The sequence below is a fragment of the Bacillus sp. JJ1533 genome (genome assembly GCF_036965045.1).
Classification (GTDB): domain Bacteria; phylum Bacillota; class Bacilli; order Bacillales; family Bacillaceae_L; genus Ferdinandcohnia.
In genome coordinates, this window is record NZ_JBALOV010000029.1 from 1 (window position 1) to 22,097 (window position 22,097).

22 protein-coding genes and 1 pseudogene are annotated in these 22,097 nt (G+C 37.0%); 6 read left to right on the top strand and 17 right to left on the bottom strand.

The features are described from left to right. Nucleotides 1–435: 435 nt before the first annotated feature. The 3 genes from V7138_RS15335 to V7138_RS15345 form a co-directional block, all read right to left on the bottom strand. Nucleotides 436–990 carry a nitroreductase family protein gene (locus tag V7138_RS15335; protein ID WP_335398868.1) on the bottom strand — a complete coding sequence of 185 codons (555 nt, stop codon included), beginning with the start codon at nucleotides 988–990 and terminating at the stop codon, nucleotides 436–438. Nucleotides 991–1,445: 455 nt separating this feature from the next. Continuing rightward, the gene (locus V7138_RS15340) at nucleotides 1,446–1,631 is read right to left on the bottom strand and encodes a type Z 30S ribosomal protein S14 (RefSeq protein WP_335398870.1); all 186 of its coding nucleotides are present in this window, start codon (nucleotides 1,629–1,631) and stop codon (nucleotides 1,446–1,448) included. Between the two features lie 729 nt (nucleotides 1,632–2,360). Further along, complete coding sequence (locus V7138_RS15345; RefSeq protein WP_335398872.1) at nucleotides 2,361–4,094, bottom strand: ABC transporter ATP-binding protein; 1,734 nt, start codon at nucleotides 4,092–4,094, stop codon at nucleotides 2,361–2,363. A 171-nt stretch (nucleotides 4,095–4,265) separates the two neighbouring features. Here V7138_RS15345 and V7138_RS15350 point away from each other — a divergent pair, with 171 nt between their 5' ends. Further along, nucleotides 4,266–4,733, top strand: a complete 468-nt coding sequence (locus V7138_RS15350; protein WP_335398874.1) for a hypothetical protein — start codon at nucleotides 4,266–4,268, stop codon at nucleotides 4,731–4,733. Nucleotides 4,734–4,757: 24 nt separating this feature from the next. Here the strand turns inward: V7138_RS15350 and V7138_RS15355 are convergent, their stop codons facing one another. Together V7138_RS15355 and V7138_RS15360 are read right to left on the bottom strand one after the other, a co-directional pair. Continuing rightward, entirely contained in the window at nucleotides 4,758–5,666 is a 909-nt protein-coding gene (locus V7138_RS15355) for an AEC family transporter (protein ID WP_335398875.1), read from the bottom strand. A gap of 479 nt (nucleotides 5,667–6,145) precedes the next feature. Beyond that, complete coding sequence (locus V7138_RS15360; protein ID WP_335398877.1) at nucleotides 6,146–6,577, bottom strand: Rrf2 family transcriptional regulator; 432 nt, start codon at nucleotides 6,575–6,577, stop codon at nucleotides 6,146–6,148. A 148-nt stretch (nucleotides 6,578–6,725) separates the two neighbouring features. Between V7138_RS15360 and V7138_RS15365 the strand changes: the two genes are divergently transcribed. Together V7138_RS15365 and V7138_RS15370 are read left to right on the top strand one after the other, a co-directional pair. After that, entirely contained in the window at nucleotides 6,726–7,364 is a 639-nt protein-coding gene (locus tag V7138_RS15365; RefSeq protein WP_335398879.1) for an NAD(P)-dependent oxidoreductase, read from the top strand. 76 nt (nucleotides 7,365–7,440) lie between these two features. Continuing rightward, a complete protein-coding gene (locus tag V7138_RS15370; RefSeq protein ID WP_335398881.1) occupies nucleotides 7,441–8,394 on the top strand; it encodes a VOC family protein in 954 nt (317 codons plus the stop codon). Between the two features lie 55 nt (nucleotides 8,395–8,449). Here the strand turns inward: V7138_RS15370 and V7138_RS15375 are convergent, their stop codons facing one another. Beyond that, nucleotides 8,450–9,208 (bottom strand): SDR family oxidoreductase, encoded by a 759-nt coding sequence (locus tag V7138_RS15375; RefSeq protein ID WP_335398883.1) that lies wholly within the window; start codon nucleotides 9,206–9,208, stop codon nucleotides 8,450–8,452. Between the two features lie 188 nt (nucleotides 9,209–9,396). Between V7138_RS15375 and V7138_RS15380 the strand changes: the two genes are divergently transcribed. Next, nucleotides 9,397–10,005 carry a TetR/AcrR family transcriptional regulator gene (locus V7138_RS15380; RefSeq protein ID WP_335398885.1) on the top strand — a complete coding sequence of 203 codons (609 nt, stop codon included), beginning with the start codon at nucleotides 9,397–9,399 and terminating at the stop codon, nucleotides 10,003–10,005. A gap of 47 nt (nucleotides 10,006–10,052) precedes the next feature. Here the strand turns inward: V7138_RS15380 and V7138_RS15385 are convergent, their stop codons facing one another. From V7138_RS15385 to V7138_RS15410, 6 genes are all read right to left on the bottom strand, one after another. Then, entirely contained in the window at nucleotides 10,053–10,847 is a 795-nt protein-coding gene (locus V7138_RS15385) for a pentapeptide repeat-containing protein (protein ID WP_335398887.1), read from the bottom strand. A gap of 110 nt (nucleotides 10,848–10,957) precedes the next feature. Then, nucleotides 10,958–12,439 carry a YcdB/YcdC domain-containing protein gene (locus V7138_RS15390; protein WP_335398888.1) on the bottom strand — a complete coding sequence of 494 codons (1,482 nt, stop codon included), beginning with the start codon at nucleotides 12,437–12,439 and terminating at the stop codon, nucleotides 10,958–10,960. Nucleotides 12,440–12,677: 238 nt separating this feature from the next. Beyond that, the gene (locus V7138_RS15395) at nucleotides 12,678–13,265 is read right to left on the bottom strand and encodes a CBO0543 family protein (RefSeq protein ID WP_335398890.1); all 588 of its coding nucleotides are present in this window, start codon (nucleotides 13,263–13,265) and stop codon (nucleotides 12,678–12,680) included. A 205-nt stretch (nucleotides 13,266–13,470) separates the two neighbouring features. Continuing rightward, nucleotides 13,471–14,379, bottom strand: a complete 909-nt coding sequence (locus V7138_RS15400) for a hypothetical protein (protein ID WP_335398892.1) — start codon at nucleotides 14,377–14,379, stop codon at nucleotides 13,471–13,473. 95 nt (nucleotides 14,380–14,474) lie between these two features. After that, nucleotides 14,475–15,134: a 3-oxoacid CoA-transferase subunit B gene (locus V7138_RS15405; protein WP_335398893.1), complete on the bottom strand. Its 660-nt coding sequence runs from the start codon at nucleotides 15,132–15,134 to the stop codon at nucleotides 14,475–14,477. Between the two features lie 13 nt (nucleotides 15,135–15,147). Beyond that, entirely contained in the window at nucleotides 15,148–15,837 is a 690-nt protein-coding gene (locus tag V7138_RS15410) for a CoA transferase subunit A (RefSeq protein ID WP_335398896.1), read from the bottom strand. A 162-nt stretch (nucleotides 15,838–15,999) separates the two neighbouring features. Here V7138_RS15410 and V7138_RS15415 point away from each other — a divergent pair, with 162 nt between their 5' ends. After that, nucleotides 16,000–16,878, top strand: coding sequence for a LysR family transcriptional regulator (locus tag V7138_RS15415; protein ID WP_335398898.1), 879 nt, complete (start codon nucleotides 16,000–16,002; stop codon nucleotides 16,876–16,878). 72 nt (nucleotides 16,879–16,950) lie between these two features. Here V7138_RS15415 and V7138_RS15420 read toward each other — a convergent pair whose 3' ends face one another. The 3 genes and pseudogenes from V7138_RS15420 to V7138_RS15430 form a co-directional block, all read right to left on the bottom strand. Beyond that, nucleotides 16,951–18,729 (bottom strand): adenine deaminase C-terminal domain-containing protein, encoded by a 1,779-nt coding sequence (locus V7138_RS15420; RefSeq protein ID WP_335398900.1) that lies wholly within the window; start codon nucleotides 18,727–18,729, stop codon nucleotides 16,951–16,953. 190 nt (nucleotides 18,730–18,919) lie between these two features. Continuing rightward, a pseudogene (gene solA / locus V7138_RS15425) lies at nucleotides 18,920–20,053 on the bottom strand (N-methyl-L-tryptophan oxidase). A gap of 35 nt (nucleotides 20,054–20,088) precedes the next feature. Continuing rightward, nucleotides 20,089–20,460 carry a DUF1801 domain-containing protein gene (locus V7138_RS15430; protein WP_335398901.1) on the bottom strand — a complete coding sequence of 124 codons (372 nt, stop codon included), beginning with the start codon at nucleotides 20,458–20,460 and terminating at the stop codon, nucleotides 20,089–20,091. 145 nt (nucleotides 20,461–20,605) lie between these two features. Here V7138_RS15430 and V7138_RS15435 point away from each other — a divergent pair, with 145 nt between their 5' ends. Continuing rightward, a complete protein-coding gene (locus V7138_RS15435) occupies nucleotides 20,606–20,977 on the top strand; it encodes a VOC family protein (RefSeq protein ID WP_335398903.1) in 372 nt (123 codons plus the stop codon). Nucleotides 20,978–21,053: 76 nt separating this feature from the next. On the opposite strand, the gene V7138_RS15440 is transcribed toward V7138_RS15435, so the two are convergent. After that, nucleotides 21,054–21,449, bottom strand: coding sequence for a VOC family protein (locus V7138_RS15440; RefSeq protein WP_335398906.1), 396 nt, complete (start codon nucleotides 21,447–21,449; stop codon nucleotides 21,054–21,056). A 115-nt stretch (nucleotides 21,450–21,564) separates the two neighbouring features. Continuing rightward, a complete protein-coding gene (locus V7138_RS15445; protein WP_335398909.1) occupies nucleotides 21,565–22,020 on the bottom strand; it encodes an SRPBCC family protein in 456 nt (151 codons plus the stop codon). Nucleotides 22,021–22,097 lie beyond the last annotated feature (77 nt).

Sequence of the window (22,097 nt, forward strand, 5' to 3'; positions counted from 1 at the left end):
AGTATTGATTGCTCAATAAGTTTGTTACTTAGAATTAAAACGTTGACGCTTGTATTGTGTTCAGTTTTCAAAGAACTTTTGTTAGTAACTTCTCGCAAGGAAGTTATTTTAGTATAACAATTTTAAAAACCAATGTCAATTCCGTTTTCAATCTATCAATTTTATCAACAGAACAAAACTCAACTTTGTTATATTAACATAATAAATAACTTATGTCAACATCGTGTTGTTTTCTTCAAAGCGAAGCGACAAAATTTATAGTAACATCTCACCACCATTCCATCAACCCCCAAATTATTCCAAAACACATTCTACAAAAATACTATATTTTTATAAAGATACTATCTATAGCTACTATTTCAATTGGATTAGTTTTGAAGCAACACACATTATATTTTTAGGAATAAATTTATTTGTAACAGGACTATCTGTTTGCTATTCTATCCATTTTGTGAGTGTCTCAAATGGTACTCGCTTTCCCTCCGGTAAACTCCTTGATGGAAAACCAAAATAGAGGAAGCCAAGAACTTCGCCATTCTCAGATAAACCGAAGAATTCCCTCATTAATTGATCATACGTTGGCTTTCCTGTTCGCCAGAATCCCGCCAGTCCCAAGCTGTGTGCTTCAAGTAACATATTTTGAATACAAGCATATGTTGCACCATATTCTTCGACTTTTATTGCTTTTGGGTTTTCGCTTGGTTCAACAGCAACCGCTATAATTACTGGTGCACGAAATGGTTTTTCTTGAATCTTTTCAAGCTTTTTCGCCTCGGTTTCACCATTTTTCTTGGCGATTTTAAGTAACACATCACTTAGACGTTTCCTTCCCTCTCCTTGAAAGACAAAGAAACGCCATGGTTCTGTTCTAAAATGACAAGGAGCCCAAGTCCCTGCTTCTAAAATTCTTTCTATTTTATCTTTTTCTACTTCTACATCCTTGACGAGCCCAAAGCTTCGACGTGTCCTTATTGCTTCATGCACATCCATATAATCCCTCCTATGATAGCCTCTTACTAAAGTCTATACATACGATAGTCTAAATAGTATACGAACATATACTCTCTTTTCGAGGTGTGGACTAAAAACAAATATATAGTAGAAAATAAGCCACTACTCAATAAGTGGCTTACTAAAAAAAGGTTTTAACTGTCTCTTCCTGCTTGTTGCATTCTGTACAGATACAGTCTATTTCTAAAGCTGTCTCCCTTAATTTGTGTGGAGTCTCCTTTTTACAATTTGTACAATATCGTTGTTCCGCTCTCTCTCTCAACGAAAATCACTCCTCTACTTATCGAAAAATATTCCATATACCATGGATAAATATAGTTTGCCTATAACTTAATTTATCAATCCTTTTCTTTACGATAATCAAAGATAATCTAGGGAGAAGCATCATTAGTTAATAAACATAAAAAAACCCTCCTGAATGGAGGGAGAAAAGCTTACCAACTTGCTTTTTTCACGCCTGGTATTTGTCCCTTATAAGCTAGTTCACGGAAACAAATACGGCAAAGCTTAAACTTACGATATACAGAATGTGGACGACCACATCGCTCACAGCGTGTATATTCTTGTACTTTATATTTAGATGGACGCTTTTGTTTTGCGATCATCGATATTTTTGCCATATTAAATACCTCCTAAAATTTGTGAGGTAGGAGAGTTAAAATATTATAACGCTAGTGCTATTGGTTGAAAAGTGGTAATACTTGGTTATGATAAAAAAGCTTTGGAAACAATCCAAAGGGTTCTGTTTTTAGGTGCATTTTCACACCATAATTGACGTATGAATTGGCATACGTCTATTTCTTTATTTTTCAAGGTTTCTACGAAATTCCGTTAACTTTGACATAACAATTGATATCATTATTATGATGGAAAATAATACAATTAAAAAAGAGGGTCAAAACTTCTATCATTTACAGTGCCGTTTTGAGTACCAATTTCATTGATCTTGCTGCTAAATCCCACATCTAGAATCAAGAGCGCTCAACTTATCGATTGGAAGATCAGGTGAAGCAACCAAGCTGATATATAGACGGAAAAATTCCACTAAATTTGTAATTAACAATTAATAAGAGCTTAAATAGATGGAGAAATTCCGCCTATTTACTCGAAAAATGCGAAAATGGAAGGTTTTGCTTTTCATAATCGGAAATTCTCCCTTTATTTACCCCGAAACGAGCCCTGTTTAGCATTTAACCGGAAAATCTCCGCTTATTTTACTTTCGCTACTTATACTCGATTAAGAATCTTTTATTAAAAATAGAGTAAGGTTTATCTCGAAAGTCCAAAAAAACTTATTTTGATGCATTACATTGAACCGTATCACAAATAAATGAAGTTTTTGTATTCCATTATGTCAACTGCTGCTCTGCAAAGCTTCGGTACAACTCATGCTCCTCAATTAATTCCTGGTGCGTTCCCTTCCCTGTGACCTTACCTTTTTCAATAAATATAATTTGATCGGCATCGACAATCGTTGATAAGCGATGGGCAATGACGAAAGTGGTGCGTCCTTCCATTAAGCGTGACAGTGCTTCTTGAACGATGCTTTCGGATTGGCTATCTAGGCTTGCAGTTGCTTCGTCCATCATGAGGATTTTCGGATCACGTAGAAACGCCCGTCCAATTGCAATTCGTTGTCTTTGTCCACCTGAAAGTTTCACCCCGCGCTCGCCTACTTCTGTGTCTAATCCAAATGAAAATGCACGAATAAACTCATCAGCATAAGCCATTTTTGCAACTTGCCATAAACGTTCATCAGAAATTTCTTTTGCATCTTTTAGTCCATAACATAAATTTTCACGAATGGTTCCCGCCATCATCGCACTTTCCTGAGAGACATAGCCAATTTGGCTTCGCCAAGACTCTAATGAGAGTTCGTGAATTGGTGTGTCTCCGATCCTTATTTCACCTGAAGTCGGCTCGTAATAACGTTCCAATAAACCAAACATCGTCGTTTTTCCGCCCCCACTTGGCCCAGCAAAAGCAATCATTTGGCCAGGTTTTGCTTCAAATGAGACATCTTCAATAACCGGCTCCTCTTTACTATAGGCGAAAGATACACGTTCTACATGAATTGGTAAATTCGAGATATCCAGTTCTTTTCCGTTTTGGCCTTCTTCTAATGGAAGGTCAATGATATCGATAATCCGCTCTGTCGCACCTTTTGCTTTTTGAAGCTGGGTGAAGAACATTGCAAATGATGTGATTGGAAAAATGATTTGGAACAGATAAAGCAGAAAGGCAACAAGAGACCCTGTCGTCATCGACCCATTCGCTACTCGAATACCTCCATACCCGATGATAGTGACAATGACAATCATCACAATTGTGTACATGATTGGACCGATTAGAGCGAAAATCTTCGCCTCTTTTAATCCATATGTAAGTAAATTTCGCACCCCCCTTATTCCCTTTTCTTCTTCAAAGCCCTCAGCTGTTGAGGACTTCATTAAGCGAATCTCACTGATTGTTTGTTGAATTTTCCCTGAAAATGTCGCGGTTTCATCCTGTAACCCTCGCGATATTTTCGCCATCTTTTGCCCAAGCGGCATCATAATAATCATTGTGAGTGGTACTGAAATGAGCATAAGTAGCGTCATCTTCCAGTCCATGATCAATAGAATGATGATCGCCCCGATGATCGAAATGACACCAGTGATAAATTGCGGGAAATGCTGTGAGATTAAATCCTTTACAATTCCCGTATCATTAACAACCCGGCTCACTGACTCCCCACTTTGTTGTTTATCAAAGTAGCTAACTGGTAAACGAATGATTTTCTCCCACATTTTTTCACGCAACCGAGCAACAATTCGTTGGCCAACTGCAGCAAGCATATAGGTCGACACTCCATCAATGACTGCCTGAAAAATAAACACAGCAGCAATCACCGCAATAAGCGTAGCATTAACGGATATACCAGAAAACCCATCGACAAGCTCCCGCGTCAATAACGGAATCGACAGTCCCACAAAAGTCGTAATAATACTCCCTATTAACCCAATTGTTAACGCTGCCTTTGGAATATTTGCCGACAAAATTAACTTAAAAAAAGGTTTTAACCCATTTGCTTCCTTTTTCATATTATTTAACTCCTTCACAAAATCCTACTCCATAACGTACGAATCAACTCAAAAAAAGTTACACATATCGGACGGAGGGTCAGGTACATCGTCCCTAGTATAACAATGGAACTTGTCCTAGGCACGTTTTTCAAAGACCTCTCATAATCTAATATAAATGGGGTGATTAACGTGAAAAGATGGGTAAGAATTTTGATTTTAGCGTATCTTTCCATTTTATTTTTCGGGAGTTTCTTAGCGGTAGGTGCCTTATGGATTGGAGCATTTGAAGAAACATATCCCAAATTATCAGAAATTAAGCCATTTTTGTATTATTTTTTTGCCGGAGCAATTGGCGGTTCACTTAGACACCTATATATGTTTTGTTCCCATTATATGAACGATGATATCATTGATCCTAGACACTGGATCATGTATATATTCTTCCCACTGTTTGCAACCGGAACAGCTGTCATCGCTGTCAACTTAATCCAAAGTGGCATTTTAATGATTGATTTCACCGATAATATCGACGGTCCATATGCTCAAGTTAGTGTCGCTTTTTTTGTCGGTTTTGGCTTTAATCGTTTTCTCAATAAACTAAATGAGATCTCAACGGGCATGTTCAATATGAAAAAGCAACAACAAAAACAGGACTGAGTGTTATAGCCCAGTCCTTACTTTTTAAATTAAATTCGCAAACACATACAAAATCACGATACTCACTAAAATGGTAATATTAGTTGTTGTTGCCATTAATCGAATGCTGTCGTTACTGTATTTAAACTCGATTGCAAATGGGATTGATGACGATGCCACAGGAAGTAACAAGCCAATTAAGATCGTGTAGCGAAACATCTCGCCGTACGGAAGCAAAAATAACAATGTAACTCCAACAAGCAAGCCTACTCCATAACGGAAGGTTAAAAATTTAAGCATCGGTTTTAAAAATTCTTTTTCAAACTTAAAATTCAAATAAAGACCTAATAGTATTAAGCTCAACGGCATATTGGCCCCTGAAACAGTACTCGCAACTTCAATCACCAGATCCGGTAATTTGATATGACTTAAGTTTAAAATACTAGCAAACAAGTATGTCATTAACGGAACGGATTTCACAAGCTTTTTTCCAATTTCAATTGGTTTTAAGCTTAGGCCATCTTTTGAAAAATAGCTTCCTAAAATATAAGCAATCCCAAAGACGATGATAGAGGTTCCCACATCAAACATACTAAAATATGTCAATCCGTCCATTCCCCATATCGCAAACACAAGCGGAAATGCAAACAAGCCAACATTAAACCCCGAAGACATCATCAAAATCGAGCCCTTAAGTTCACTTTCCTCATTTTTGAAAATAAGCAAGCCGAGTAATGAAACAACAATACCATAAATAAGGACAATAATCGGAATCAAAATAAGGTTCGTTTCGATTTCAACGCGATCAAACGTCACCAGAACAAGTGCTGGAAGCGTAATTTTAAAGATAATCTTTGCAATTACCTCTCCATCCGCCTCTTTCAAAAAATGAATACGTTTCAAAACATAACCAAGCGCTATAATCAAAATAATATAAAGAAATTCCTCATTCATCAAAGCATGCTCCTCTATCAATCTAAAATTCTATTCTAGTATACAGCATGCTGATTCGAAGGGACAGGTCCCGTAAATCAAATCTGACTTCACAACACTATTCTCTATATCGTTGGCACACAAAAAAACATATTAGTCTACTAGCAAACTATCCAAATATATCTTTGTTTACATTTTTGAATACGTTCAACAAATAAGTGTTGTTTTCATTTGCATTCCATCCTTACATCCGAATAATAGAACCCATTTTTGGTAAAATAAAAGCAGTATACATGGAAATGAGGAGGCTGATAAGATGCTGAGGGATTCAAAAGTAGATGCAAAAGGACATATCAAAAATGAACAAAAATCTTCTAAAAAACAGGTGAAACATACGTCTGAGCAAGCAAACAAAGAAAAAGATTTGTAATCTCCGGGGGATACTGTAACTGTCCCCTTGTACCAAAAAAACTGTTGAAAAGGATTGCGAAATCTCATTTTCAACAGTTTTCTTTTTCATAAATGCCATCCACAATATCCTCTAAGGTTACGCTTGCAAGGACTTTCTCCATTGCAAATTGTGCTTGTGCAAATAGAGGCTCTATCGTGTTTTGAATATTTCTACCAACGGTACAATCAGGATTAGGGCTGTCGTGAACACTAAAAAGCTCGCCATCCTTTACTACATCAACCGCCTTATAAATATCTAGCATTGTAATTTCTGTAGGTCTTTTTGCTAATTTTGCACCAGCCACACCCGGATGCACCTTAATTAAGTTTGCTTTTTTTAGCATCCCCATAATTTTTCGAATAACAACAGGGTTTGTATTCACACTTGATGCTAAAAACCCTGAAGAACACTCGTCCTCTTTCGTTAAATGTATGAGGGAAAGTATATGAATACCAACAGAAAATCGACTACTGATGGACATCGTTCGTTCACCCTACTTTCGTACTGTCACAATTAATATAGTTATTATACCTTAAATATGAATATGTTGACATGAAGAACACATGTAACTATAATAATTACATGTAATCGTTATAATTACAAGTTGAATTACATAGGAGGTCTACAAAATGAAAGTTGGAATTATCGGTGCAAGTGGTAAAGCAGGAAGTCTTATTTTAAAAGAAGCTTTTGAAAGAGGTCATGAAGTTACGGCGATTGTTCGGGACGCATCTAAAATACAGAACGATCAGGTGTCTGTATTAGAAAAAAACGTCCTAGAATTAAAATCCGAAGATGTTAAAAACTTCGATGTAGTGGTAAATGCTTTTGGTGCACCTCTAGGAGAAGAGCAAGCTCATGTTGATGCAGGCCATGCATTAATTGAGGCTGTTAAGGGAACAAACACAAGAATTATCGTTGTTGGTGGTGCAGGTAGCCTTTATGTTGATGAGGCAAAAACTGTTCAAGTCATCGACACTCCAGAATTTCCAGATATTGTCAAACCCACAGCAAAAGGTCAAGCACGTAACTTTCAAGAATTACAAGAAACAGCTGATATTAGCTGGACATTCATTAGCCCTTCCGCTGTGTTCGATGCAGAGGGAAAAAGAACAGGTTCCTACAAATTAGGTAAAGACAACTTACTGGTAAATTCAAAAGGAGAAAGCTATATCAGTTACGCAGACTTCGCTATTGCCGTAGTCGATGAAATCGAAAATCCAAAACATATCAACCAAAGATTCACAATCGTAGGCGAAACTAACTAAATTTATGGACAGAGGAACAGGTACATGACCCTCTGGGGACAATGTGCCTGTCCTTTTGTACCTCGTGAGGGAAGAAATGACTTTTAAAAAGAACTTTGCATGGCTATCTATTATTCTATTGGTCGTTATAGCGGTCGTTCTCATAGCATTTAAGCCATGGGAAAACAACAAAAAACTATTAAATTATACAGGAGAAATGGAACCAAGACTTGGTTACGTCGAAATGCAGGTTTCGGATTTAGATAATTCTTTACAGTTTTACCAAGAAATCATTGGTTTCAAATTGTTAAAAAAGAACGGAAATAGTGCCAAATTAACGACTGATGGAACAACCCCGATTCTAACATTAATCGAAGAAAGTTCTTTTGTGGAAAGGCCTTTTGGAACGACAGGCTTGTTTCATTTTGCAATATTAGTACCTAACCGAGAAGATTTGGCTTTAATCTTAAAACATCTAATCGATATACAGTACCCGATCCAAGGGGTTTCTGATCATCAATATAGCGAGGCAATTTACCTTGCAGACCCTGATCAGAATGGGATCGAAATTTATGTTGATAGAGACCCGAATCTTTGGCTTGAGGACGAAGCTGGTGGATACGCTGGTGGTACGTACCAACTTGATGTCAAAGATTTAATATCTGAAATGAACGGTAAGGAATGGGATGGTTTAGCAACTGATACAAGATTAGGACATATGCACTTACAAGTATCCAACATTGAGGAAGCAGAAAAATTTTATGTGGATGCACTCGGATTTAATGTAGTGGCAAGAGATACCCAGATGTTATTCGTTTCGAAAGATGATTACCACCATCACATCGGAATGAATACATGGGCTGGTGTAGGATTGCCAAAGCCTCCTGAAAATGCTCTTGGATTGCGTTTTTATACGACACATTTTACTAAAGAGGAATACACTCAAGCAAAATCGCAACTTACGAAATTAGGATTCTCATTTTCCGAAGATAATAATGTCATTACCACAGAGGATCCGTCAGGAAATCAACTAAAGATTATTTTGAAGTAGTGATTGTTTAAATAATATGCTTGGAGCCAACTCGCCCCAAGCATTTTTTCATCTATCAATAGGCTGTCCAACCTGCATCTCCAGTAATGACTGTTCCATTTACGAAGCTTGCATCTTCTGATGCAAGGAATAATGCAATCTTGGCGATTTCTTCTGGTTTTCCATTTCGTGGATTAAGGGCTAAGCCTGACATGATACGGCCCATTCCAAAATCACTTCGGCCTGTCATGGATGCAGAAATGTTTGTTTCAACGCCTCCTGGCGCAATCGCGTTACAGCGAATACCATTTTGCGCATACATAAATCCCGTATTTTTTGTGAAACCTACCACCGCATGCTTAGATGCTGTATATGCAGCACCCGCTCTCGCACCTTGGAGTCCGCCTGCTGATGCTATGTTGATAATCACTCCAGCTTTTTTGTCTAAAAAGATTGGCAATACCTTACGTGTTGCACGCATTACACTTGTTGTATTAACTGCAAAAATACGTTCCCAGTTTTGATCAGTAATTTCACCCGCTGGTTCAAAGTTGTCCATAATTCCAGCATTATTTACTAAAATATCTACAGTTCCGTAAGTAGTAACAGTTGTATTAATCAAGTTTTGAATGTCTTCTTCTTTGGCCACATTTGTCATAACTGCGATAGCGTCTCCACCATTCGCCTTAATTTCTTCGGCCGTTGCTTTTGCTGCGTCGATATTGATATCAGAAACGACTACCTTTGAGCCTTCATTTGCGAAAAGAATAGCGATTTCTTTTCCCATACCTGAAGCAGCCCCAGTAACAACAGCTACTTTATTTTCAAGTCTCATGTTCATTCCTCCAATTATTGATTGAATACATTTTAATAAACAGTTGTTTACTAATAAGCAACTAACTTTAGTATAATAAGTTTGATAGAGCGTTTTCAATCAGCAAAAACGAGTTTAAATGTTTGCTAAACAACAAAATTATACCTAATTGTTCAATATATTTATTTAACAAACATTGGAGGAAACGTATGTCTACTAATAATGACTTTCTTGACAGACGAATTATAAAGTCAAAAAGAGCAATGAAGGAAGCGATTCTGGCTTTAATGAATGAAAAGGATTTTAAGGAGATCTCTGTTTCTGATATTGTACGCGTAGCAGACCTTAATCGTGGTACATTTTATAAGCATTATCAATATAAAGAGGACATTCTTCATGAGTTCATGGAAGAAGTAATCACTGACTTGATTGAATCCTACCGTGAACCATACAAAGATGTAGAAATATTGGAAATAAAAAAGCTGTCGACCTCAGCCGTGAAAATATTTGACCATGTTTATAAATATGCAAGTTTTTATTCACATATCGTCAAAACTAGCACATTAACAGGTTTTCAAAATAAGTTTTGTACGGTATTGAAGGATCTCGTTCTATCAGATTTACACAACACACTTACTGATCCCAAAATAGATAGAGAAATTCATGCCAATTATCAAGCATATGCAATCCTAGGAATGGTCACCGAATGGATCAATGGAGGTTTTAAATACAGCCCCCATTTCATGGCCGAACAACTCCTCAATATTATCAAATATAATCGAGCCGATTCTGTGGTAAAACCAATGATTAATAAATAACTGGGACAAAGGGACAGGTTCAATGTACCTGTCCCCATGTCCCACAATTATCCCCAATGGACTGGTCTTGTTAAGTAGTGTGGTATTCTTGTATGTTTATTTCCCTTTGCAGAGTTTATTTGAGCTTGTGTAAGAAATAGCGCATCTTCTAAGTTGGCATTGTGGAGTTCTGCATCTCTAAGGTCAGCTCCAATAAAATCTGCTTTTCTTAAATCCGCTTTGCTCAAATTTGCTGCTATCATTAGTGTTCCTCGAAAACTAGCCCCTTGTAAATCTTTACCGTTTAGATTTACTCCAACATAATCAAGGCGTCTCTTTTCTTTTTTAGTTACATTCTTACGATATGCTTCACTTGTTTTCTGTAATAAAACATTTACCCTTCCTCGATGTGCAGAAATGTCTAACCCTAAAATTTCGTTAGGCTCTTTTTCTGTTAAATTTACTGTTTCTTTATACATGTTTTGAAGACATGAATGAAAAGATTGTGTTTCCTTCAGACTAAGAGCCTGATGTAGATACCAAAGCATTTCATGAAGTTGTTGAACAAGTGGAAACACCTCAAACATTTCCCTGGCATTCTCTGGCATTTCTCTCCAATCACAGCCATGATAGATATTCTGGGATACTTGTTGCCCAGCACCAAAACACTCATATGAAACACATCCACGAAACCCTTTTTCCCTCAATTGATTGTGTATCTTACAACGATTATCCGAACATAAATTTTGGCACGGTTTTCCACCATTTTTATCAAATGGAAAATCTGCTGATTTAGCAAAAGGTAATGCGACACAACATAACCCGAAACAATTTTTACAATCTGATTTTAAATAATCAATCATTCTATTACCCTTCCATGCTTTTTAAGGATTTAGTTCGATTATAAATGAAGTTAGATAAAAATGACAGGTTCATTGTACCTGTTTGGTACGAAAAACCTGTCCCTATCCCACTAATTCATAAACATTGCATCTCCTACATCAACGTACATTGCCTTTCCGTTGACAGCGTCGATTGCTCTTACACTTCCAATTGTTTTAGGAAAATCTGGAACATAAGCAAGTGTGTAAATAGATGTCCCTTCTTCATCGTATTCGCGAGTGAAAAACAGCTCCATTTTCACACATTGTTTATAGATTTCTTTTGCTTCCTTGACTGAGATTATCGGTTTAGTTGGTAATTTGCCATACAGGTCTTGCGGCGGAACGTCCAAGTTCATATGTGTTATTTTCCCAGTATACTTCCCTACTGAAAGGAGTGACACATGCTGATCAACGCGAATCTTTTTATGGTGCAAATGGAAATAAAATGTGTAGCTATCTTCGTGTTCTACATATTCTTCGTCCCATTCATCCTCATCGTTTTCGTCTTCATCCATTTCTTCATCAATGAATTCCTCATCTCCAACATCTTCTTCATCTAGTTCTTCCATATCGTCATTATCATAATCAAGAACCTCTAACCGAAACCTTTCATGCGTATCAGGAAAGAGCTTGAACATTACTTCCAACGCCCGCTCCTTCGCAACTTCCAATCCTATTTCCTCTCCATTATTTTCATTTTCATCTCCATTTAAAACTTGTAGAATCAAATTCGTTTTTTCATCAAAACAAAGCTTTATTACATGATCATCAGTCTCATCTAAATCAAAGGAATATTCGTTCCCATTCTCAAGCGTAGACCAAATTTCAATACGCCGACCTTCCTCTATTCGCTTATCCAAGAGCTTGTATTCGCCCGTTAAACCAACTAATTCATACAAGGATTGACCCGGAATATCCCTCTTTTGGATTGCCGCTTCAAGGTCATGTCCTTCAAGAATACTTGTCGTGTCAGAGCCATCAACCGGAATATCCATTACTTGTTCAATCACGTTATAAGCCAGATGGTATTGGTTATCACCATTTTTATACACTTCTTGATCAAATTTCTGGATAATCACCTCAAAGTTCAGCCCATTAATGTATGTTGCTAAAGCTTCTTCTTCCGAAACAACAATATCTGAATAATGTACCTCGTAATCTTCATCTGCACAATAAAAACTTGTGATTTGGCCTGAAGTCGAAATTGAAATCGTAAACCCTGTACTATGTAAAAATACCCCGTATTTCTCATCTCTTTTTTCATAAGTGACCATATATGTATTATCTAAATCTAGTATTCCTGATAGTTCAAATTCTTTTTGTTCTGGATAAAAAGTATCAACGAATTTTTGTGCAATTGCACTCATTTGATCTTTTGAAAATTTTCCTTCTGACTCATCGTCCATTAATGAAAAACTAATTAATTCTCCTTTTTCATTCAGGGAGTAACTCCCAATTAGCTCATCTGTTCCAATTTCAATGATGTCAAAGTACCCTTCATCAAACTCCGAAGCTTTTTCATATGATTTTACTGGTAAAAAAGGCTGCAACTTCTCTATGATTTTGCTCATCATATTCCTCCGTAAATTTTCATTATATTGGTATTTTAGCATGTTGATAGTCTTTTAAAATATGTATTTTGTATATATATATTCAGTCTGCGTCTGCCAGAAGTAATCATTTTAATTTATTAAGCTTCATGCGTATTACGAAAAGGCCTTTTACCCCAGAGTTGGATAGAAGGCGTATTCTTAGTAATGTTATGTATTGAACCTTGTTAGGATCGATGCATTTTTTTGCTTTTTGTCATTATTTATTGTGTAAACTCCACTTTCTCGTTCTTTCCAAAATAAGAAATACGTCAGTTATCCATTTTGCAATCAGGGCGACAGCTACATAAAACCAGAATAACATTAAAAAGTTCTCTCTTCCTCCGAAGCGAAATAGACCCATCCCCAGCATAAGAGGTTTAACAAAAAAAGCAAAAACAACGCATATTATCAATATCCACAAATAATAATTTTTTCCTTTGTTGAGGGTGTATTGGTACATAAGAATAAAAGCTACAGGCACAAACGATGAATCAAGACTAATATTGGCTGGAAGTGCCGGAAGTAGCTTATAAGGATAAGTCCATAATCCCCTTGAAACTCCAAATGCATCGCTAATAGCAAAGAATACATGGACACTATATCCATAAAACCCTAAATGAAATAGTTTTCTTCGGTCAATGAAAAGAATTAACAGAACGAGTGGAATCAAAAACATGGCAAAGACAACCCAAATCTGCCACGTATGAAAGTTCGAATAATCTTGCCAATAACTTATCCATCTTTCACTTTGTTCAATCTCTATTTTTCTGATCGTTTCAAGACTATCTAATTGATCTTTTTTCACGTCATTTCCTCCTATTGATAGTATCAATATTATTTATCTATCACTGGAAGTGTATTCTCCTTTTAGAATAGAAAATGACGTTTTATTATGTAGTAAAATGGCTCATATTTAAGCAAGCGGCATTCTCATTAAGACATAAAAAAACACACTCCCAAATATTCTTAATTACAACATTTGGAAGTGTATAAAGAGAACGTTCAAATTATCATAAATAGCACAAAATTGATTTCTCAATCCAATAGGAAAATTCAGTATTTGGACATGTTTTTTCATACTTTTTCATTTCTAAATACATGGCGATCCCATCTGAAACATCATGCCATAAATCCGTAAACACAAAATCATAGTTACCTTCAGGCATTTTTTCCCGTGCATATTCAAACCCATCTGCTTTAACGATCTTAATCTTTTGGGCATTATTGAATTGAGGTAAAATGTATTGCGTGAATAAGTCAATTACATCTTGATTGCTATCAACAACCGTAACACTTTCGACATTTGTCTTTTCAGAAACCATATACGCATAATAACCAAGTCCGAGGCCATAAGTAAGCACATTACCGGAGGCCTTCTTAACTGCGTCTTTCATCGTTTCGATTTCATTCGGAGTAATCGTCATCCAGATACGGTCATTTTCGAGTACAGCTGGAAATGAAAATTCAGTTTCAAAAAAACCAATTTGGGGAATCATTCTTCCCTCTTTTGTTTGGATAATATCATCACAAACAAATCCCTCAAACGGTTTATATTTTTCATATTTTAATTCACTCTTCCCTATTTTTATCGTGGGAATCTTGATATTTTGATAATAGGGATTGGTCGAATATTCTTTTACATCAAGTCGATGAAACATATTATTAAAATAGTGGTTAAAAAAATCCTTATCATTTGGATTATCAAGAATATCTAATCCGAAGGCAGCAGCCAAAATGACACCAAACGCATACTCGAATGAAACGCCACTGTTTGCAATCTCCTCGATTTCTTCCTGTTCAACAAAGTCAGGTGCATGATTTAAATAATTGCTTAGTAAAGCAAATACTTTGTAATTATCTTCTTTTAATTCGGTTTTTACACGATGCATATCCTCACCCGGCTTTTTATTTTTATCCATAACCATTATTTAACCATAATCATACAAATTCCTCTAATGATTTGTTACGTAAAAAAACTCCAAACGCTTGGATTTGGAGTTTTTTCATTATCATATTAATAGGCCTCTAGCTTAACCTCATCAGAAACCATTAATTCTGCTTCCGTTGATTTCACTACATCTTGAATACTATAGCCCTTTGCCACCTCAACTAATTTTAATCCTTCTTCAGAAACATCGATCACAGCTCTGTCCGTAATAATTCGGTCCACTACTTTTTGACCGGTGAGTGGGAGAGTGCATGTTTTTAGGATTTTTGGTTGTCCGTGCTTATTCACATGCTCCATGATGACAATCGTCTTTTTTGCGCCATGGACTAAATCCATCGCACCACCCATGCCTTTGATCATCTTTCCTGGTATCATCCAGTTGGCCAAATCCCCATTCTCAGCTACTTCCATACCACCTAAAATGGCAATGTCGATATGACCTCCGCGAATCATCGCAAATGATTCAGCACTGCTAAAAAAGCTCGCACCTTGCATTGCTGTCACTGTTTCTTTTCCAGCATTGATCAAGTCTGGGTCTACCTCTTCTTTTGTCGGATATGGACCAATACCCAATAAACCATTTTCCGATTGTAAAACGACATGTTTGTTGTCAGAAATATAATTTGCCACCATCGTCGGCATACCGATTCCTAAATTCACATAATTTCCGTCTTGAATTTCCAGCTCTGCTCTTTGTGCAATCCGCACTCTCACGCTATTTGACATCGTATTCCCTCCCTTAATCTCTAACCGTTAGACGCTCAATTCGTTTTTCCTGCTTACCTACAATAAGTCCTTGAACATAGATGCTTGGTGTGTGAATTTCATTAGGGTCGAGTTCACCAACTTCTACAATTTCCTCTACCTCTGCAATAGTGATTTTCCCGGAAGCTGCCATCATTGGATTAAAGTTTTGTGCTGTTTTTCGATAAACTAAATTACCTTGTTTATCTGCTTTCCATGCCCTTACCAAACTAAAATCAGCTGTTAACCCTTCTTCTAGTAAATATTCTTTTCCGTTAAACTCTCTCGTTTCGCGTCCTTCGGCAATTGGAGTTCCCACTCCTGCCGGTGTATAGAACGCAGGAATCCCCGCTCCGCCTGCACGAATCTTCTCCGCTAATGATCCTTGTGGAACGAGTTGCACTTCTAATTCCCCGCTCAAAACCTGTCTTTCAAACTCCTTGTTTTCCCCCACATATGAAGAAATCATTTTTTTGATTTGTTTATTTTGCAAAAGGATCCCAAGTCCCCAATCATCTACCCCACAGTTATTCGAAATCACGGTTAAATCCTTTACATTTGTCTTCCGAAGACCTTGAATCAGATTTTCTGGGATTCCAACGAGACCAAAGCCACCTACCATCAGGGTCATCCCATCTTTAATACCGCTTACAGCTTCCTCGAAGCTTGTATATATTGTTTTCAATTCGTTTCCCCTCCTATAAAAATGAATAACGTTACATGTTTCCTCTATTATATTTCGCAATTTTCAATATCTTCTTACTAAAATTTTACAACAAACCTATTTATCCGTAAAATGAATAATAAGAATAAACTTTATTTTGAAATGGAATATAAGGAGGCTTCAATGGAGTTAAAGGATTTACGCTACTTTATGGAAGTTGTCGATTATGGTAGTTTTACAAAAGCAGCAGTTAACACCTACATTTCTCAACCAACACTAAGTAAGTCCATCAAAAAGTTAGAAACAGAACTCAAGGTAGAATTATTCGAACGCTCAACCCGAAAGTTGATATTGACTGATGCAGGTAAAATTGTATATAAACAAGCAGCCAAAATACTGGATGCTACAAATGAGCTTCACACTTTATTGGACGATTTAATAAATTTATCGACTGGGAATATTAAAATTGGGATTCCTCCCTTAATTGGAACACTCTTCTTTCCAACGATTGCTCAAAAATTTGGGATCAAGCATTCACAGGTTGCATTAGAACTGGTTGAACTTGGAGCCAAACGGATTGAACATTTAGTAGATGAGGGACAAGTTGATGTTGGCATTGTTGTAAATCCAACGAATGAAAATAAATTTATGGTCCATCCATTTATCAAAGAAGAGTTTATGCTTTTTGCTCATCCCACACATCCATTATCTAGTCATAAATCTGTAAAACTAGAACAACTTGAAAATGAATCTTTTATTCTCTTTAATCAAGAATTCGCCTTGCATAATCTAATTATTCAACATTGTCAAAATGCAGGATTTTCTCCTAAAATTGCTTATGTAAGCTCACAATGGGACTTGATAACGGAACTTGTCATCGCACAACTCGGGGTCACTCTTTTACCAAAATCCATCTTTACAAAAATGGATGGCACCCAAATTAACATGATTCAGCTTGCCTCTCCACCGATGTGGGAACTTGTTGTCATAACAAAAAAAGACAGATACCAATCCTTTGCAGTGAGGGCTTTGCTCGAGTTTCTTGGTGAGGAATATCATTAAATAAAAGAATTTAAAATCAAAGAAACCTACAAACATCAATTATTTGTAGGTTTCTTTTTAAAATAAATTTAATTACTTCGTTACTTCTGCCCCAAACGATTCCGCCTTCAACAAAATATCATCTTTTTTCACTTCATACAGCCCATACGGTACCAAGCGTAATCCCGGCAAAAAGTCACAAGTTAGGAACAATAACGTATAGAGAATATCATGGAACGGGAATCCTCTCTCCTGCAAGGTTTTAAGCAATTCATCATGGTATTCAACTGCTTTATCAAAGGATGGATTCGTTGTCATCATTCCTGTTAGCGGCAATGGGATTTCAAGGATGATTTGGTCACCGTCAACAATAACAATTCCGCCACCAATTTCATGTACCCTTGCAGCTGCCTTTGCCATCGCTACTGGATTTCTTCCGACAGCAAGCAATTCTGTCGTTGTATTATAGGTTGATGCCATTCCATCAAGGGTAACAGCAAATCTTTCGAGGACAGCTCTACTCACCCACTTCCCGCGTCGGTCAATTAATGCAGAATACATAAGCCCTTCATGACCTCGTAAATCTGCGAATCCATTCACCGAAGGAATCATCGTGTCCTTTCGTGCAGTAATCACATTACTTTTAAAATAGGAAACGGGTAATGGTTCCTTGCCATCTGGGTGAGGATATTGATAGAGTTCTGGATTCTCAAGAACTGACTTCGGAAATTCGAAAGCTTCACGAATTACGTATTTTGTCCAGTCAATTTCAGGCATGGATGCTAGTAAATGGCCATCTTCTGCCACAACTTCTCCACTCGCGATGACTAAGTCAGGCCGGAAGTCAACTAGGTCTGGAAGTAAGAGAATATCTGCCTTTCTTCCCGGAGCAATTCCGCCAATATAATCCTCAAGTCGAAGATAGGTTGCTGCGTTAATTGTCACCATTTGAATCGCATCCATGACTGGCACTCGGAGCTCTACCGCGTGACGGACAAGTCCATCGACAAACCCTTCTCTTTCAATAAAGCCAGGATGTGGTCCATCCGTTGTCATCACAATTCGGCTAGTGTTGACATGTCCTGCTGTTATTATTTTGATGACTTCTTCAAGGTCTGGTCGGAGCGAGCTGTTTCGCAGTGTTGTCCACATTCCTAATCGAAGTCGATCTAGTGCCTCGTTTGCCGTGATTGCTTCATGGCAAGCTGTCACTCCTGATGCAACAATTGCATTTAATTTTTCATAGGAACAGCCGGAAGTATGACCGTCCGATACTTTTCCGATTTCTTTTACATAATCCATTGTGTCAAGTAAAAATGAATCCCCATTATATAGCAGCGGCCAGCGGGTGACTTCTGCTGAGCCAACTACCTCATCCATTGCCAGTAACTCCTGAATATCCTGATGGTTATACCACTCGCGTTCCCCGGGATAATCGGCCTGAGAAACTAGCCGCACAAGCCAAAGGAAATTACCAGGCAACGATTTTAAATCTTGAACCATATTCTTAAATCCCTTGGCTCCCATATGTAAATAGAAAAATAGATTATCATTAACAGAGGTCGTTGTGCCCAGCGGCAATACCTTGCTCGTCATGCTAATCGGATTGTAGACCACCCATGGATGTGAATGCGCTTCAATAAACCCGGGGGATACATACTTACCTTCAGCATTTATGACCTTTGTATGTTCTCCAACCATCGCTTCACTCTCTCCAACATATGCAATACTATCCTTATACACAGCCACATTTAACTTTAAATATTCACCTGAATACACATTAATAACGGTACCGCCTTTAATGTATAAATCGGCAGCTATATTCCCCTTTGCTACTTCTATTAATTCACTTCGCTTTGCTTTAAGCTTCAAACTCCTCACTCCCCTTATCCCAAAACATCCATTATGTTTTATTAACCCTCGTTTATATAACATAATATTAATAAGAAATACACAAATCTGTCAATGATATTGCTTGAATTTATTAAAAATTAAGTAAACTATTTAACACAAAAAAAGAAACCCATACTTACGTGGGCTCCTACTTATTTCTTTTATTTGTCTATTTCTTCAATCGCTGTATTGAAAAAGGAGAAATATCAAACTTAGTTTGACGGTCTCCCGTTACTAGCTCACTTAAAATTTCCCCTACAACACTACTAAACTTAAACCCATGACCTGAAAAACCACAAGCAAGTACGACATGATCATGTTTAGGATGTTTATCAATAATAAAATCCTCATCCGGCGTGTTCGTATATGTACATACCTTACCCATTTTGTGTAGTCCAACCTTATGAATAAACTGCTCTGCAAAACGACTAACATCCTGTATATCTTCTTCATATGTTCCAAATTCTTCGTTTGGCTTATCCATATCTCTTAGTTGGCCACCGTCGTGTCTCCCGATTTTGACACCTGCATCTTTAATACTAGGAAAACCGTAAAATGTTTCGTTAGGAATTTCAAATGCAAATGCCGGGAATATGTCGGAATGATAGAGAGCATCATCTGTATCAAACCATGAAAATGTTTTTCTTACTTCCTGTAACGGCAATTCTAAGCCAATTAAAGGAAGAAGCTTTCTGGTACCCGCTCCTGGAGTAAAAATGAGTGACTCAGCACTATAACTGTCTCGTTCTGTTTTTACCTCTACATGATTTTCATAAATAGAAATAGATGAGACTGGTGAATTAGGCTTCAAAATGGCCCCATGTTTCAAGGCCACTGTTTTATATGCGCGAATACAATTTTCACTCATTAAAACACCTGAATCCCGTTCATAACAACCGATATAACCTTCCGGTACATTAAAGCCTTGCCATCTCTGATTAATTTCCGAAGCAGATAAATGTTCCACATTTAATGAATATTTGCTTGCACTACTGATTACATTTTGAATAAACGTAGAGTTGGATTGACCAACATTAATAACCCCTGTTTTAATAAAAATTTCTTCATTTGACATGTCTTGAAGTTAATTCCACAAAACCTGAGCTCTGAGTGCCATCTCAACATAACTTTCTCCTTCACCATAGGCGTGGCGAATTATTCTTGTTTCTCCATGATGTGATCCTTCTGCATGTGGTGGATTATGTGAATCTATTAACAATACACGTTTTCCTTGTTTAGCTAAATAATAGCCAGCCGCCATACCCATTGAGCCAGCTCCAACGATAATAACCTCAAAGTCCATAATAGTACCCCCAACTCAACTAACTTAATACCCTTCTATGCTTTCATTTCATTCAATTCCATTGCAGCCTTGATTAATTCAGTAAAAACCTCTGGCTGAATGTCTTCTATCTTTGTGATTCGAATATGCCTCATTCCTTTTCCAGAACCTTGTAACAATTGATTTGTATCTTGTTCTTGTAGCTCAATTCCTCTATGAAAACCAAGATTCACATGCTTTTTTGATGACTGAAGATAACATACCAAACCTTTATAGGTGTAATTGGGCATCGACCACTTATACTCTTCATTCAGATTAGGAGAAGCATTTAAAATGATTTTTCTTACTTCAGTTGTAATTATTTGAATATCCTCGGGTAGTTTTAAAATATATTGGTCAACCTGTTCTATCCTTCTTGTTTTTTCCATTTTTTTACACCTCTTTTAATTTCGTTTTTAACTCTTCCGTATTAACTTTCATTTGATAAAGTAAACCACTATAAAAAATAGAAAATATTGTTTATTTCAGCATACTCCTTTATAGTAAAATTAATCAAATAATGGAGGAGAGAATATGAAACTAGGCGCATTTTCTGTAAGCTTGAATGTAAAGGATATTCACAAATCAAAGGAATTTTACGAAAAACTTGGTTTTCAAACTTTGGGTGGGGACATCACTCAAAATTGGCTAATCATGAAAAATGAAAATACGGTAATTGGGTTATTCCAAGGAATGTTTGATAAAAATATTCTCACATTTAACCCTGGATGGGATCAAAACGCGCAAAATCTAGATTCGTTTACGGAAGTTCGTGAAATTCAAAAGGAACTAAAAGAAAAGGGCGTTACCATGTTGACTGAGGCAGACCAATCAACTGAAGGACCAGCTCATTTTGTAATCGAAGATCCAGACGGCAATCAAATACTTTTCGACCAGCATCGTTAATCAAAATACATAACTTATTTAAAAGCCTTCTGCTCCTTTGTTGGGCAGAAGGCTTAAATTGCGAGGCTTTTAAAAACTATTTCGCATTTTCATCTGGCTGGTGAATCCCGAAAATATTACCTTCTGTGTCCACATAGTAGCCCTGCCATGCCATTCCTGGTAGCGCATATTTCGGCAATGCAACCTTTCCGCCATTCGCAATAATTTTTTGCTCAGTAGAATCGTAATCTTCCACACCCATTGTACAAGCATAGCCATTCAAAGGCTGATTCGCTCCCGGAGGAGGACTTTGTCGTTGCATCAATGCTCCATTAATACCAAGTTCGTTTTCATCGCCAGTAACAGCTCCGAAATAAGGTATGCCTGCATAATCAGTCCAATCTTCAAATTTCCAACCAAATACTTCCCCATAAAACGTTTTTGCTCGGTCCATGTCATCTACATGAATTTCAAAATGAATTAATCTTCCCATGTTATCCACCTTCATTTTCATCATTTTTTTCTTCATTATGTAATTTCTACTAAGAACGTTGTTACACCTTCTTCATTATTGGAAAAACCAATATTTGTTATTCAAATGAACATTTTCAGTTATTCTCCAAATAGGTTTTCAATGCATCTAAATCTTTTGCGCACGCTTTTTTAAAGGTACCCGCCATCAATTTGCCAAAAAACTTTGCTATGCCAGTAAGCCCCTTGATCTCACCATTTAACGTAACCACTGTCTGTCCATCTGAAGAATCAAGGTTGTATGCAAACAAAAATTCCCCTTTACCTGTTGTTCCTTTTGTTCCATCACAGCGAAGAACAATTTTATTCGGTGCACTAAGCTCGACAACCTCAAAATGTTCGGTAGCCTTTGTCCCAAACATCTTTCTTGTTTCCCTCCACTGACTTCCAACACGCATTTGTCCCTCATCTAATCGCTCAATGCCCACTAAGCCCTGCATCCAATGCTTGGCTGAATCAATGTCAAATAGACCTTTATACACTTTCTGTTGTGATTCATTGATGGTTCTTTTTACTTCAAAGAGAATACTCACACGGTTACCTCCTCATCACATTTTTTCAAGTATATCACACAACTTTTTTATGAATTACAGCTATTTGACATGGAATA